The sequence below is a fragment of the Jeotgalibacillus soli genome (genome assembly GCF_000829435.1).
GTDB classification, from domain to species: domain Bacteria; phylum Bacillota; class Bacilli; order Bacillales; family Jeotgalibacillaceae; genus Jeotgalibacillus; species Jeotgalibacillus soli.
In genome coordinates, this window is record NZ_JXRP01000019.1 from 129,996 (window position 1) to 144,307 (window position 14,312).

The 14,312-nt window shown below is 39.9% G+C and carries 16 protein-coding genes and 1 pseudogene; 8 read left to right on the plus strand and 9 right to left on the minus strand.

The genetic code is table 11. The features are described 5' to 3' along the window. Positions 1 to 45: 45 nt before the first annotated feature. The 4 genes from ccsB to rluB all read right to left on the minus strand — a co-directional run bounded on the left by ccsB (position 46) and on the right by rluB (position 4,341). Positions 46 to 1,185, minus strand: coding sequence for a c-type cytochrome biogenesis protein CcsB (gene ccsB, locus KP78_RS14820; protein ID WP_052474904.1), 1,140 nt, complete (start codon positions 1,183 to 1,185; stop codon positions 46 to 48). A 28-nt stretch (positions 1,186 to 1,213) separates the two neighbouring features. Continuing rightward, complete coding sequence (gene resB, locus KP78_RS14825; protein WP_041090142.1) at positions 1,214 to 2,899, minus strand: cytochrome c biogenesis protein ResB; 1,686 nt, start codon at positions 2,897 to 2,899, stop codon at positions 1,214 to 1,216. Positions 2,900 to 2,916: 17 nt separating this feature from the next. Continuing rightward, the gene (resA, locus tag KP78_RS14830) at positions 2,917 to 3,450 is read right to left on the minus strand and encodes a thiol-disulfide oxidoreductase ResA (RefSeq protein ID WP_041090143.1); all 534 of its coding nucleotides are present in this window, start codon (positions 3,448 to 3,450) and stop codon (positions 2,917 to 2,919) included. Between the two features lie 162 nt (positions 3,451 to 3,612). Further along, entirely contained in the window at positions 3,613 to 4,341 is a 729-nt protein-coding gene (rluB, locus tag KP78_RS14835) for a 23S rRNA pseudouridine(2605) synthase RluB (RefSeq protein WP_041090144.1), read from the minus strand. Between the two features lie 211 nt (positions 4,342 to 4,552). On the opposite strand from rluB, the gene KP78_RS14840 reads away from it, so the two are divergent. From KP78_RS14840 to KP78_RS14875, 8 genes and pseudogenes are all read left to right on the plus strand, one after another. Beyond that, positions 4,553 to 5,317 (plus strand): segregation/condensation protein A, encoded by a 765-nt coding sequence (locus tag KP78_RS14840; RefSeq protein WP_131272638.1) that lies wholly within the window; start codon positions 4,553 to 4,555, stop codon positions 5,315 to 5,317. Further along, positions 5,304 to 5,894, plus strand: a complete 591-nt coding sequence (gene scpB, locus KP78_RS14845) for an SMC-Scp complex subunit ScpB (protein ID WP_041090146.1) — start codon at positions 5,304 to 5,306, stop codon at positions 5,892 to 5,894. Before KP78_RS14840 ends, scpB begins: the two co-directional genes overlap by 14 nt. 82 nt (positions 5,895 to 5,976) lie before the next feature. Next, positions 5,977 to 6,468: a DUF3907 family protein gene (locus tag KP78_RS14850; RefSeq protein WP_041090147.1), complete on the plus strand. Its 492-nt coding sequence runs from the start codon at positions 5,977 to 5,979 to the stop codon at positions 6,466 to 6,468. A gap of 104 nt (positions 6,469 to 6,572) precedes the next feature. Further along, positions 6,573 to 7,682: a D-alanyl-D-alanine carboxypeptidase family protein gene (locus KP78_RS14855; protein WP_235420954.1), complete on the plus strand. Its 1,110-nt coding sequence runs from the start codon at positions 6,573 to 6,575 to the stop codon at positions 7,680 to 7,682. Between the two features lie 9 nt (positions 7,683 to 7,691). After that, positions 7,692 to 8,285 (plus strand): nucleoside recognition domain-containing protein, encoded by a 594-nt coding sequence (locus KP78_RS14860; protein ID WP_041090148.1) that lies wholly within the window; start codon positions 7,692 to 7,694, stop codon positions 8,283 to 8,285. 2 nt (positions 8,286 to 8,287) lie between these two features. Then, positions 8,288 to 8,818 carry a spore maturation protein gene (locus tag KP78_RS14865; RefSeq protein WP_041090149.1) on the plus strand — a complete coding sequence of 177 codons (531 nt, stop codon included), beginning with the start codon at positions 8,288 to 8,290 and terminating at the stop codon, positions 8,816 to 8,818. 55 nt (positions 8,819 to 8,873) lie between these two features. Next, positions 8,874 to 9,410 carry a DUF309 domain-containing protein gene (locus KP78_RS14870; protein WP_041090150.1) on the plus strand — a complete coding sequence of 179 codons (537 nt, stop codon included), beginning with the start codon at positions 8,874 to 8,876 and terminating at the stop codon, positions 9,408 to 9,410. 91 nt (positions 9,411 to 9,501) lie between these two features. Further along, positions 9,502 to 9,684 (plus strand): annotated as a pseudogene (locus KP78_RS14875) (IS3 family transposase); the annotation flags it as partial. A gap of 33 nt (positions 9,685 to 9,717) precedes the next feature. Here the strand turns inward: KP78_RS14875 and KP78_RS14880 are convergent. From KP78_RS14880 to KP78_RS14900, 5 genes are all read right to left on the minus strand, one after another. Continuing rightward, the gene (locus KP78_RS14880; protein WP_041090151.1) at positions 9,718 to 10,101 is read right to left on the minus strand and encodes a GNAT family N-acetyltransferase; all 384 of its coding nucleotides are present in this window, start codon (positions 10,099 to 10,101) and stop codon (positions 9,718 to 9,720) included. 278 nt (positions 10,102 to 10,379) lie between these two features. Continuing rightward, positions 10,380 to 11,693 carry a diaminopimelate decarboxylase gene (gene lysA / locus KP78_RS14885; RefSeq protein ID WP_041090152.1) on the minus strand — a complete coding sequence of 438 codons (1,314 nt, stop codon included), beginning with the start codon at positions 11,691 to 11,693 and terminating at the stop codon, positions 10,380 to 10,382. Positions 11,694 to 11,779: 86 nt separating this feature from the next. Then, positions 11,780 to 13,243 carry a spore germination protein gene (locus KP78_RS14890; protein ID WP_041090153.1) on the minus strand — a complete coding sequence of 488 codons (1,464 nt, stop codon included), beginning with the start codon at positions 13,241 to 13,243 and terminating at the stop codon, positions 11,780 to 11,782. Positions 13,244 to 13,256: 13 nt separating this feature from the next. Next, positions 13,257 to 13,679: a stage V sporulation protein AB gene (locus KP78_RS14895; protein WP_041090154.1), complete on the minus strand. Its 423-nt coding sequence runs from the start codon at positions 13,677 to 13,679 to the stop codon at positions 13,257 to 13,259. Continuing rightward, a complete protein-coding gene (locus KP78_RS14900) occupies positions 13,669 to 14,289 on the minus strand; it encodes a stage V sporulation protein AA (RefSeq protein ID WP_041090155.1) in 621 nt (206 codons plus the stop codon). The genes KP78_RS14895 and KP78_RS14900 overlap by 11 nt, the downstream gene beginning before the upstream one ends. Positions 14,290 to 14,312 lie beyond the last annotated feature (23 nt).

Consider the following 14,312-nt stretch of genomic DNA (forward strand, 5'->3'; position numbering starts at 1 on the left):
GAAAACAAGCCCCCACATAACGTGAGGGCAATTATAGTGTGTTGATTAAGCGTAAGAGTGCAAACCTGCAATAATTAGATTGACAGCAACCAGATTAAACATAATAATAACAAAACCAATTACAGCCAGCCAAGCAGAGCGATTTCCTTCCCAGCCGCGTGTCAGTCTAAGATGTAAAAAGGCCGCGTAAAATAACCACGTGATTAGCGCCCATACTTCTTTTGGATCCCATCCCCAGAAACGAGTCCATGCGATCTGTGCCCAAATCATTGCAAAGACCAGCCCACCAAGTGTAAAAACTGGAAAACCAATCAACACGGAGCGGTATCCGACTTCATCCATTAAATTCAAGTTCACTCTTTTAACAAGCGGCTGCAGCAGAGCTGAAACGCTTTTACGTGAAATTAAACGAGTAAGCAGGTATAGAACGGTTCCCACAATGAATGACCAGATAACTGTATTCAGCCTTGAAGCATTCACAATAGCTGGCATCTCTATAGAAGAAGCAAAGGCCCCTTCTGTCAGGAGTTCACCTTGATTTGGTGTAACCAGTGCAGGCATTCCATACTGTGCCACTTCCTGCTGCTCTTCAGTATTTACGTATGTAAACTCTGTTTGATAGCCTGCCAGCTGAAAGGTTGTTGATGATGCAACGAAGCCAACTACAATGACTAGACCATAAAGAACTGCTTCAAGCCAAAAAGTTTGTTTCCCTTTTTTTGTTAAGTCTACATCTTTAAGAAGATAGATTAACCCTGCAACAAAACTAATGGCTAAAATGGCTTCACCAGCAGCAACTGTTGATACATGAATGGCAAGCCAATCACTTTGCAGTGCTGGAATAAGCGGGCTAATATCCCGTGGAAACATACTTGAATAGGCAATAATCAATAATGCAATTGGAAGTGCAAAGACACCCAATACATGTACACGGTAAATAAAATAAATTATGATAAACGCTGCAATAAGCATCATCCCGAAAAAGGTAATAAATTCGAAGAGGTTGCTTAAAGGTGCATGTCCAGCTGCCATCCATCTAGTAATAAAATAACCTAGCTGTGATATAAAACCTATAATTGTTATTGTAATGGCAATTGTTGCCCATCTATTCTTCCCAACTTGTTGCTCTCTTGTTTTTTTGGATTTTATTGATCCTGCAAAAAATGCGGTCGCAATTAAATACATCACAAAGGCAACGTAAAGCAATGTGCTGCTAATGCTTGCTAGTTGTGTCAAGACTATTCTCCTCCCCTGCCTCACGAGCTTTTATGTTGTTATCCTCAATCTCTTGTTGATCTGTAATTTCTTTCAATCCAGTACCTTTAAATGCATGAGCTACATCCTTTTTTATACCAAACCAGTTTTTATTTGTATGACCAGCAGCCAATAACCTGCCGTCATCTGTTACTTTAACCCATAGACGACGATGGTTCCAGTATGCACCTTGAACAACGCCGATCATAAAAATTGCGCCTCCTAAACCTAAAATCCAAAGGGTCAAGTCTTTTCTAACGGTTAAACCAGAAACATTTCTGGTCTCAATGCCTGCAAAGTTAAGTTTGTATTCGTTTTCTCCGAGCGGTTCAAGGTTTTCTTGAATGGCAATAAACGCCACTTCACCCTCAGGCTTTTCAGGTGAAAATAACTTAAACAGGAAAGCAGGATTATTCGGTACAGGAGATTGGCTTTGAGGTTCCCCGTTTTCAAATCCTGTGAAATCAGCATAATAACCCATCAACTCCGCACGGAAGCCTTCGTTTAGCTCATAAACGTTTTGCGGTTCAAAGAGGTCTACTGTGAGCGAGCCAACATTTTCTTCCGTCTCTTTGTTCGTCATATTAAAAGACATAGAACGAAATTCATCCAGTTTGTAATTAACTTGATAAATCGCGAAATGATCAAACTTTAAAGGTTCGTTTACTTGAATAGCTTTTTGCTGTACAAGCTCCAGCTCGCGTTGATCACCAGCAATCCCTTCTTCTTCTCTTTTATAAAGCATCGCATCTGTCTGGAAATTTTTTACGATAGATCCAACTCGATCAATTGCTGCGTTAAAAACCTCTGGATCTTCGTCGGCATCATAGAATTCAACAACGAACTTTTCGCTTTCCAAAAAATACTCCTGGTCAGTGCCCGGGATTGCCACCGTATCACCTTCGCGTATCCAAAGCGTCTCATCTACGTACATGCCTGGAACAAACCTTAGCATAGCTCCGATTAAAAAGATGATTAGACCTGTATGATTCACGTATGGACCCCATCTGGCGAAACGTCCTTTTTCTGCTAATAGATGCCTATCAATCTCTTTTACATTATAGCGCTTTTCTTTTAGCTGCTTCTTAATCGCAGCCATGGCTGCATCTGGGTCCTCTACCTTTTGTTCTGTATATAAGCGCTGCCTTTTCATAAATGATTCGTGCCGATTCACTCTCTGATTCTTTAACGCTTTATATAGAGGGACTACCCTGTCCAAGCTTGCAATAATAATAGAAATACCAATCGCAGCGATTAGCAGCATATACCACCAAGAATTGTAAAGATCATGAAAGCCTAGCACATAATACACTTTACCAAACCACCCGTAATGTTCTTCATAGTATTGCTCGGGTGGAATTAGCGGTGGAATAAAAAGCACTTGGGGAAGAATCGTTCCAAGTGATGATACAATTAGTGTAATTACAATTAACCATACTCCCACTTTAACCGAGGAAAAGAAATTCCATACTTTGTCGACGACTGAAGCATTATAGGTTTGTGATCGCCTTGCCGTTCCTTCATAACGCATGACATCACTTGTTTTTTTGTTATCAGCTGCTGTAGTGAGCGCACGGCCACAAGCGTTGCAAAGCTCTGTACCTTCAGGATTTACATGGCCGCATTCACATTTTATTTCCTTCATGCAAAAGACCCCTTAATTTATGGTTTGATCATGTCCATGTAAGAAACGATATCTTCCTCGGACATCTCTCCTGTAATAACTTTGACTATTTCACCCTCTGGATTTATGAGTAATGTTGTTGGAAGCGGACCAATTGTATACGCATTTTGGACGTCTTTTTGTGTATCAATCACAACCGGAAATGATAAATTATACTGTTCTGCAAAATTACGTACCTGATAATCGGATTCTCCAACATTTACCGCGATGGTTTGAACACCTTGGTCTTTAAATACATCATATTGGTTTTCCATGTAGGGCATTTCCTTTTCACAAGGTTTACACCATGTTCCCCAAAAATTCAAAAACACACCTTGTCCTTCGTAATCCGATAATCGATGGGTTTCTCCATTTAAATCGGTTAGGGCAAAATCAGGCGCATGATCTCCAGCCTTTACGAGATAACGTTCATCCCCTGCAAGCGTAGAGTAGAGCGTGTATACTACAGCTGCAATCAAGACAGCTAGGATCGAGACCCGCATTATAAGTCGCCTTTTTTTGCGATCGCTCATCTTGATGATCCTCCTTTACGGTTTGTGCTACTTTTTCGTCATGCAAACATTCATTGTCATTATAGCATTTACTTGAAGAAATCAGTCGCTAGTATATGAATGAACTGTGAAAACTACAATCTTTGTATAAGATTGTAGTTTTTTGTAGGCTTGCTATTCAATTTATTTTGTTCCGCTCTCAGCCAAAGCTCGAAGCTGTTTTACTTCATGAGGAGTCAGCTCTCTCGCATCACCAGCATTTAATCCTGCCAGATTCAAAAAGGCATATCGCTCTCTTTTTAGTTTTTGCACAGGATGCCCAATGGCGTCAAACATTCTGCGAACTTGTCGGTTACGCCCTTCATGAATGGTTATTTCTATAATTGTTTTATCTTTTTTCTTATCAGCTGACAGCACTTTAGCATTCGCAGGAGCCGTCATTCCATCCTCAAGCTTAATGCCTCTCTCAAGCTTTCTTAGTGACTCTCTTGATACAAGCCCCTTCACCCTGGCAACATACGTTTTGTGAATTTCATATTTTGGATGCGTAAGCAAATGGGCAAACTCCCCATCATTTGTAAGAAGAAGCAAACCGGATGTATCATAGTCTAAGCGCCCTACAGGGTAGATTCTTTCCTGAACATGCGGGAAAAAGTCAGTTACTACTTTACGCTTCTTATCGTCGTTAACTGCCGATATAATGCCTGTTGGCTTATAAAGGAGAAAGTACACTCTATTTTCTCTTTCTATCTTGATTCCTTCAACCTCTATTTTATCTGAAGGCCCTACTTTCACGCCCAGTTCCTTGATGACGGTACCATTTACTTTCACTTTGCCTGCTTGAATAAGTTCTTCTGCTTTTCTGCGTGATGCGACACCAGCATGTGCGATCACTTTTTGTAAACGTTCCATTTCATTGCACCTCATTTTAAGAGTTGTCTATCCTTAGTGAATTATGGCACAATCCATTGGAAAAGCAAACAAAAGATGACAAGAAAAAGTCAACGATCCCTTATATGGTGACGTTTTTTCATAATATTTGGTGAAGAAAAAGCTATTGGAAGTCACAAATAAATACTCTATACTAAAAGATAGCAATGCGAGAAGGATAATGGTGATACATATGGAATACAGTGTAAAGGTTGATGCATTTGAAGGTCCCTTGGATCTATTGCTTCATTTGATACAGGGGTTGGAAATAGACATCTACGACATCCCAATGGCGGATATTACGGAACAATATATGCTCTATATTCGCGCCATGAATGTGCTTGAATTAAATGTAGCAAGCGAATATTTAGTAATGGCGGCCACTCTTCTGGCGATCAAAAGCCGAATGCTCCTTCCAAAGCATGAAGAAGAATGGAATGACGATGAGCTTGACCTTACAGAAGAAGATCCTCGTGATGAACTGGTCTTACGCCTAATTGAGTACCGTAAATATAAGATGGCTGCTGTGGAACTAAAAGAAAAAGAAGAATTAAGAGGCAGTGTTTTTACAAAAGCACCTTTAGATTTATCGGAATATGAAACACAAAAAATTGACTCAACAGAAGGTCTCGATGTAAGCCTTTATGATATGCTTGGCGCTTTCCATAAGCTGCTGAGAAGAAAAAAACTGCAAAAACCCTTATCTACACGGGTAACGAGACAAGAAATATCCATTGATAAAAGAATGAAAGAAATTATGATGGATCTCAGGAAGAACCTTGGACAAAGAAAATTTCAAGATCTCTTTCCCGTTGCAGAAAAATCACATATGGTCGTATCGTTTCTTGCTGTTCTCGAGCTAATGAAAAGAAACGAAATATATGTGCAGCAAAGCAAGAATTTTTCCGACATCTTGGTAGAGGCAATAGAAGGAGTGACAATGGTTGGACAAGCATGAAGCACAAAGTATTATAGAAAGTCTGCTTTTTGCAGCTGGTGATGAAGGTCTTAATACCTCACAGCTTTCAAATGTATTGATGATCGGTGAAGAGGCTATTACAGAATGGATGGGTGAACTAAAGAATAACTATATAAGTGATGCCTCTAGAGGTATTCAAATTGTAGAGCTTGCCGGGACATTTCAATTGGCTACCAAAAGAGATCATGCAAATTATATTAAAAGACTTGTGGAAAGCCCATCAAATTCCAGCCTATCCCAGGCAGCGCTCGAAACATTGGCAATCATTGCCTATCGTCAACCGATTACAAGAATCCACATTGAGGATATTCGCGGTGTGAAAACAGACCGCCCGCTCCAAACACTCGCATCAAAAGGATTAATCAAAGAAAAAGGACGAGCTGAAGGGGCAGGGAGAGCCATACTATACGGAACGACAGACGAATTTCTCGATTACTTTGGTCTTAAAGATTTATCCGAGCTACCGCCGTTGCCGGAGGATGTTAAGGATTTAGAGGGTGATGAGGAAACCGATCTGTTTTTTAAATCCCTTCACAATACACTAACAAATGAGTAATGTGAGAGACTCCTTGTATGATCTATACAGATATCCATCTAACTAATCTGCCTTGAGGAAATGTTAATTTAGGAGAGACATGATGATTAATAAATTGGTGCAAACAAAAATTAAGGACGCTTATACGTTTCTTGGTCATACTGTACAAGAGCTTGAAACATTTCTAAACTGTGTAACGCTTGAATCACTTTTAGCAGAAAAAAACGGCGATATTGAGTATTATAAAGGGGTTATGAGCGGATTAAGAAGACTGTTGGTTTATTGCGAGGAAGGCTATGACGCGACGAGTATAATAATGAGGTCCTCTCCTTTTTCACCATCGTCAGCTGAGCATACCCTTTATGGTGTATATCATAAATGCATTCAAGAATTTTACGCTCCGCACAATGATTTATGGTATGAAGACAGTCGTTCTGCCTTCACAGGGAAACAAGCAATTCACTTCAGACAAGCGCTTCCAGAAAGCATTGAACGATTACTGCTTCGTTTAGAAACTCCCTTCCAAACACTCCGTGAAGAGCTCGAATATTATGATACGGAATTTCGCACGAAAATGATGCAAACAAATAGATAAATATTAATGATCTCAACTGGTTTCTTCCTGGCAAACTGCCTCTGGAAGAAACCGGTTTTTATTTTTGTCATGAGTTCTCCATTTTCACATAGGCTATTGTTATCATGATTAGATGGACGGTGAATATGGTGAAAAACGTGTTTCTTTTGGTGCTGACAATCTTTATTGGTCTTCATGTTTTCGTCACTCCTTCAGTTGCCGTATCCCCCCCGTCCCCTTCCGCTATTCAAGCGATCCTCATTGAGGCAGAAAGCGGACGAGTTTTATTTGAAAAGGATGCCCATTCTGAACAGCGGATTGCGAGCATTACTAAAATAATGACCGCACATTTAGGCGTTAAACATGGAAACCTAAATGATTTAGTGACAATTAGTGCAGCAGCCTCCACAACAGAGGGATCAAGCCTGTATTTAAAGGCGGGACAAAAGGTTACCTTGAATGATTTATTGTACGGGTTGATGCTGCGCTCAGGAAATGATTCCGCAGTCGCAATTGCTGAACATATTAGCGGCTCAGTAGAAGAATTTTCAAAGCTAATGAATAAAGAAGCAAAGCGGCTTGGAATGAAAAACTCACATTTTACAAACCCACATGGATTAGATCTTGATGACCAGCACTACTCAAGCGCCTACGATATGGCCCTGTTGACAAGGGAAGCTATGCGCGATGATACATTTAAAACGATTTTTGGCACAAAAAGTCATCGAGCAGAAAGTATTGAACCCAACCCTGTATGGGGAAATAAACATCGTTTAGTCAATGGTATGTATCCTCATACATCCGGTGGTAAAACTGGCTTTACCAAATTGGCTGGTAGAACGCTTGTTACTTCTGCTAATCATAATAATATGTCTTTAATCGCTGTAACCCTTCGGGCATCAAATGATTGGAATGACCACATGAGCCTTTTTGAATACGGATTTCATACATACGAAAATAAACAAATACTATTTCCTGGTACACTCCCACCTTTTCCAGGTCAATCTGCTACAGAACAATATACACTTGTGAATGGATTTAACTATCCCCTCACAAAAGAAGAATCAACATCACTTATCATTTTAGCGAGGCTATCACCAGACAAGGACCAGTCTTCTAAAGTATTGGTGAAAATGGGAGATAAAATCCTGTACGAAGAGCCTTTAATCAAAGAATACAGGGAGGCAGAACCATCTTGGTGGCAAAATTTTATCAAAAAAATCCAATTCTGGTAGGTAAATTTTATGGTTAACCTAATATGGATCTTCATGATTCTCTTTGGCATTGTATACAGTATTTTTAATGGGACAATTGATGATGTGAATACCGCTATGTTCGAGGCTTCTACCCAGGCTGTACAGCTTATTATCGGCTTTATCGCTATTTTCACCTTTTGGCTTGGAATGATGGAAATTGCAAAGCGTGCAGGATTATTAGATCAGCTTACCAGGCTAACCCGTCCTTTGCTTAGAAAAATTTTTCCCGATTTATCCCCATCCGACCCGGCATTAGGGTTTATTATGTCTAATTTAACAGCAAACTTCTTCGGTCTTGGCAATGCTGCAACTCCATTTGGCTTGAAAGCAATGAGTGCGCTGCAGGAACAAAATCCAAATAAAAATAGCCCCTCTAGATCAATGGTTACGTTCCTATGTTTGAATACTGCAGCTCTTACTCTTTTCCCAACAACTGTTATTTCTTTAAGAATGTCACACGGAGCCCTTGATGCTATGGACATCGTGATCCCCGCTTTTCTAGCAACCTGTGGATCGTGCATAACAGCCCTACTACTTGATCGTCTTTTCTGGTCATTCTCTAAGCGAAGAAAGAAGGTGTAGAAATGTCCATTCTCGCGATCATTTCTTCATTATTTCTTCCAGCGTTAATTTCGTGTATCTTACTGTTTGCTCTTTATAAAAAGGTAGATGCATACGGAGCATTTACAGAAGGTGGAAAGGAAGGTATACGGCTTTCCATCTCCTTGCTTCCCTTCTTACTCGGCATGCTTGTTGCAATCAATATACTTCGCGCCTCGGGGTTCTTAGATGCTTTTAATCACGCATTAGCACCTATCCTCTCTTTTTTTTCCTTACCGCCTGATTTATTGCCTTTAATGTTAATCAGACCCATTTCAGGATCTGCTTCACTCGGCATGCTTGCAGACTTAACTGCCACCTATGGTCCAGAGCACTTTATTTCCAGGGCTGCAGCCATTATTCAAGGCAGTACAGATACGACGCTTTATGTTCTTACTGTATATTTTGGTGCAGTAGGAATTAAAAAAATGGGACGAGCCCTTTCAATTGGGCTATTAGCTGACGTAGCAGGAATGACAATTGCAATCATTATTACAATCTGGTATTTTTCTTAGTAGTGTATCGAACGTGTCTTATGCTAGTATATAAATTACGAAAGGAGGCGGTATAATGACTAAGTCCTATCCGGATGCGTTCATAGAATATCTTGTTCATTTCCATGGCGATCGTGATTACTTTGAATGTCATGAGGTTCTTGAAGAATATTGGAAGACGCACACGCCAATGGCCCGCGATTCAATTTGGGTTGGGTGGATTCAGCTTGCAGTAGCACTCTACCATCATCGAAGAAATAATATGAACGGGGGGCTTCGAACCCTTGATAAAGCAATAATGAAGTTTCGTTTACACGAGGATGAAATCGTTTCTTTCGGCATTGAAGCTACAACGTTTTTAGAACGATTACAGTCATTAAGAGCCTCTATGGCCTCCCATACTCCTTATATTAGTATTCAATTACCCATACATGACCGAGAGCTTGAGAAACATTGTCTCTCACTTTGTGAAGAGCGAGGGTTTCTTTGGGGAGATATAAGTGATTTGAAGAATCCGATGATCGTAGAACGACATAGTCAGAGAGACCGAACAGAGGTTATCCACGAGCGTTTAAGCGAATTAGCGAAACGGCACATCCACAAAAACCACTGACTATTTTAAACTACACCTCCAATTGTTAGACAAAGCTAACAATTGGAGGTGTAGTTTTTTTATGACAAAATATTCGATAGAAACCAAGCTAGCGGAGAATTTCTTTGGCTTATTAAAGTCTGAATTACTTTATTTAAAAGAATTTGAGAGTATAGAGCAGTTTAAAATAGAATGGGTGAATAACATTTATTACTATAATCACAAACGGATTAAGCCAAAATTAAAAGGCATGAGCCCGGTTCCATACCGTACTCATGCCCAAGTAGCTGCTTAAAATCCAAGGCTAGCTTTATGGGTTCAGATCATTTTAAGTCAGTGGTTTTTCATTATCCATTCCAATTTTAAGCTCTTCCTGTGTACACTTCGTTAGGAAACCTTCTGTAAAGGATGTACTAATAAACGATTTATCTGAGTACATGTCCTGCAGCGCATTAATCATCTTTTTTCCGACACCTTCATTACGGTGTGACGGACTAACAGAAATATGCTGAATGAGCACCTCATGAGCGTCAAGTTTAACACCAACAAGTCCGATAATATCTTCTTCTTTCCATAAAAAAAGCTGACAGTTCTTTTCCTCTTCATACATCTTCATGGACTGCTGAAGCATTTTTAAATCCTTTTCGGTCGGCATAAAGGACATAAGTCCCATTGCGATTTTTTCAAAGGATTTTTTGTATCTTATTAGCATAGCTACCCCTCATTGTGGTTATGATATTGTGTTTTTAGTGACAAGCAGGAAATTTAACTTTTTCCTCAATCGTTCTTTATCATACTAAAAAAGGGTGAGTATTTCAACCGAGTAGAAACGCATTCATTCCACAATAAAGAACCAATAATAGGCTCCCCATCCAATCGCGATTATAAGAAGAGCAATAAAAAGAAAAATATTTTGTTTCCGCATTCTTACACTCCCAGTTTACATAGTATTTTTACTGTAGTTTTTATATCCATCTATTCACTACGTTCTCAAACTGTTTTATGGAGCGGTACATCTAAGCGGAGTAAATCTTCGTTTGTTTCTCTTTTTATAACTAGAGATGCATTTCCATTTTCGACAAAAACGACAGCTGGTCTGGCAATTCGATTATAGTTATTAGCCATTGCATAACCGTAAGCCCCTGTGCAAAATACCGCTAGAATATCTCCAGGAGAAGCTTGTGCAATCGGCAGATCCCAAATAAGCATATCACCTGATTCACAGCATTTCCCTGCAATTGACACTGTATTTTCTCTTTTAGCTTCAGGCTTATTCGCTATAACAGCTTCATACCGTGCATCATATAGAGCAGGACGAATATTATCACTCATTCCACCGTCTACAGCTAAATAAGTGCGAATATCCGGAACTTCTTTTGTAGAGCCAATCGTATAGAGAGTGGTTCCTGCATCACCGACTAAAGAACGTCCTGGTTCAATCCAAATTTCCGGCATATTAAGTCCTTTTTCACCCATCATGCGCTTTACTTCCCCAATGATATCTTCCACATAATTAGAGGGAGCAATCGGTGTATCCTCTTTAGTATAACGGATTCCAAAACCACCGCCCAAATTGAGCACCTCTGAAGTAAATTGATACTCTTCATGCCATTCAGCAAGTTTTTGTATCATTTTTTCAGCAGCTTTAATAAACCCTGTTGTTTCAAAGATTTGAGATCCAATATGACAGTGCAAGCCCATCAAATGTAATGATTGATTATTTAATGCATGATTTAACGCTTCTTGCGCTTGCCCATTATGAAGATCAAATCCAAATTTTGAATCCTCTTGACCAGTTAGAATATAATCATGTGTATGTGCTTCGATACCGGGCGTTACACGGATAAGGATCGATGCTTTAACCTGCTTTCGCTCACAGAGTGATTGGAGCAGATTCATTTCATGAAAATTATCCACAACAAAGCAGCCAATTCCATAATCAAGAGCCATTGTGATTTCTTCGGCACTTTTATTATTTCCATGAAAGTGGATTCGTTTAGCTGGAAAGCCTGCTTTTATTGCTGTATAAAGCTCTCCTCCCGAAACCACATCTAGACTGAGCCCTTCTTCTTCAATAAGCTGAATCATCGCGATCGATGAAAAAGCCTTACTTGCGTAAGCGACCTGAGCGGTTACCCCAAGCCTTTCAAAGGTCTGCTTAAATCCTCTTGCTCTCTCCCTGATCAATGCTACATCATAAACATATAGCGGTGTCCCGTATTGTCTTGCTAACTCGATGGTGTCAACTTCACCGATTGTTAAATGTCCTTTTTCATTTGCAGATGACGTTCCGTAGTAATGCATGGTTCAGTTCCTTTCTTTGCAGGACCGATCTTAAGTCCATTCATAATTATAAGAACTGTACCATAATCATGCATTGAGTTGCAACGTCATTCCCCGGTTTTGCTCTGTCTTACTCTATTATTTGTTTTCACAATCATTGGGCGCAGCATAACATGCGTCATTGGCATACGAATCAGGATATGCATGAGCGCTCTTGGACGAAATGGGACAAGCGGCCACAAATATGGACTATTGAAGACTTTCGTCTGGATCAAAAAGAGGATTAATACAGTTACACCTATTACCAGTCCTTCCACATGAAAAATCCAGACAAGCAGCATTAATCCTAAGCGTACAATTTTATTAGCAACGCTTAACTCGTAGCTTGGCGTGGCAAAGGTTCCAATTGCTGCAAGAGACACATAAAGAATAACTTCCGGCACAAACAATCCAACATCAATGGCTATTTGACCAATCAACACCGCTGCTATTAAACCCATTGCGGTCGATAGAGGGGTCGGGGTATGAATGGCTGCAATTCTTAAAAACTCGATCCCTATATCCGCAATAAATAATTGTAAGATTAAAGGTAAAGATGTATCATCCTTCATTCCTAAAAAGGATAGTGCTTCTGGACGGAGTGCAGGATCAATGGCAAATAAGTACCAAAGCGGCAGTAGTACTAATGATGCCACGATGCCTGTAAATCGAATCCACCGCACAAAGGTCCCTACTGCAGGGGATTGACGATATTCCTCTGCATGCTGTACATGATGGAAATAAGTAGTGGGGGTAATAATAACACTTGGAGAAGTATCGACATAAATCAGCACATGCCCCTCAAGCATATGTGTAGCAGCAATATCAGCGCGTTCGGTATATCTCACCATTGGGAAAGGATTAAATCCCTGTTTCACAATATATTCTTCCACGGATTTATCACTCATGGTCAACCCATCAATATCAATCGCAGATAGCTCTTTTTTAATCATATTGATCAAATCTGGATTTGCGAGATCCTTTATGTATCCCACTGCTACGTCTGATTTTGAACGTTGTCCAATTTCCAGCATATCGAAGCGCACACGCTCATCACGAATTCTTCGCCTTGTAAGAGCCGTATTAATCACAATGTTTTCGACAAAACCATCACGTGAGCCGCGAACGACCTTTTCGGTATCAGGCTCCTCAGGCTGACGTCCAGGATAACTCCTTAGATCTATGATATATGCTGAATCCTCACCTGAAACTTTAACAGCAATAAGGCCAGCAAATACTTGTCTAATTAAATCCTCTACTGTGTATACCTTTACAACCTGCTGATGAATTAATCGATTATAAATCGTGTCAGCTATGTTTAATTTGGCATTCTTATCATAGGGTGTCTCTATAAGTTCTTCCAAAAGATTCATTATGTACATAGAGTCAGAAAGCCCGGTAACCGTATAGACATGAACATCTACACCATCAATAATCATTTTCCTAACATTAAAATCATAGCTTTCAGTTAATCCGGCTCTTGTCTTCAATATTTCATCTAAATGATCTGCTTTTAATGGCAACGATTGCATATTCCCGCTCCTTTTATTTATATGGAATAAACAGCAGCCAATAAAACAACGAGCCGGCTACTTTCCCGAATACAATGGCATGCATAATTGCTTGAAGCTTTGAAGCCATGCCAAGTCTTCTTGTTACAATTGGAATTACATCTAGTACTTCTGTTAAAGCAGCTGCTAGCATCCCGATAAAGGTACCTGCAAGCAAACCTACGAGTGGCACGAGCCAAATCGCAAACTCCGTCGACACTTCGTATATACTGCCAGCCAATCCCGTCATTGCCCCAGTAATTACTGCCCATTCAAGTGATCTTAGATGGACACGGGAACCTACCAGCTGGATTAATCTCGGAATGATGCCAAGCACTGCCAGGAATGCTACAAACCCTCCTCCAACGGCTATCCCTGAAGCAAAGCCGATAAAGGATACGAAAAGATTACTGATCATTATTTTGTGCCCTTCTTTTTCGTTCAGCATCAACAATATATTCATCAAGCGATTGCTCGTAATTATAAACTTCAACCTCTAACGGACTGGGCTCTTCATTAAATTTCTTTTGAAATAAATGGTTAAAAAATAAAATCATTCCTAATCCTAGTCCAAAGGAATATGGAATTTGAAACCAAAGCGGGTATTCATTTTCCTCGCCAGTCATCATCTTGACCATACTGATTTGTGTTTCTTTCATACTGACATCTTCATGAAAATACATAATTGTAAGTCCTGAACCTACAAATAACAGACTCCATACAAATAGAAAAAGGAGAAGAGGACTTCTCTTTGGTGAACCAGAAAGATCGACTAATGTTGCTGTTGCTCCCATGATCTCAATATGGATGTTTGGCAAATGCTTCTTCATTATACGAATGAGATCAATCTGTTCCACTAATACGTATGTTTCAGTAGTATTCTTATGAATATGCTGAATAGGAATGGATTGAATCTTACGTTCGTTCACACCACCTGCAGCTATATCCACAACATCTTTTAAAAGGATGGTCTGTCCTTTTTGAAAAGAGATTTTATTTCTAAGCTTAAGATAAACGGTTTGAGACATGCCCCTCTTCCCCCCTCTCCCTT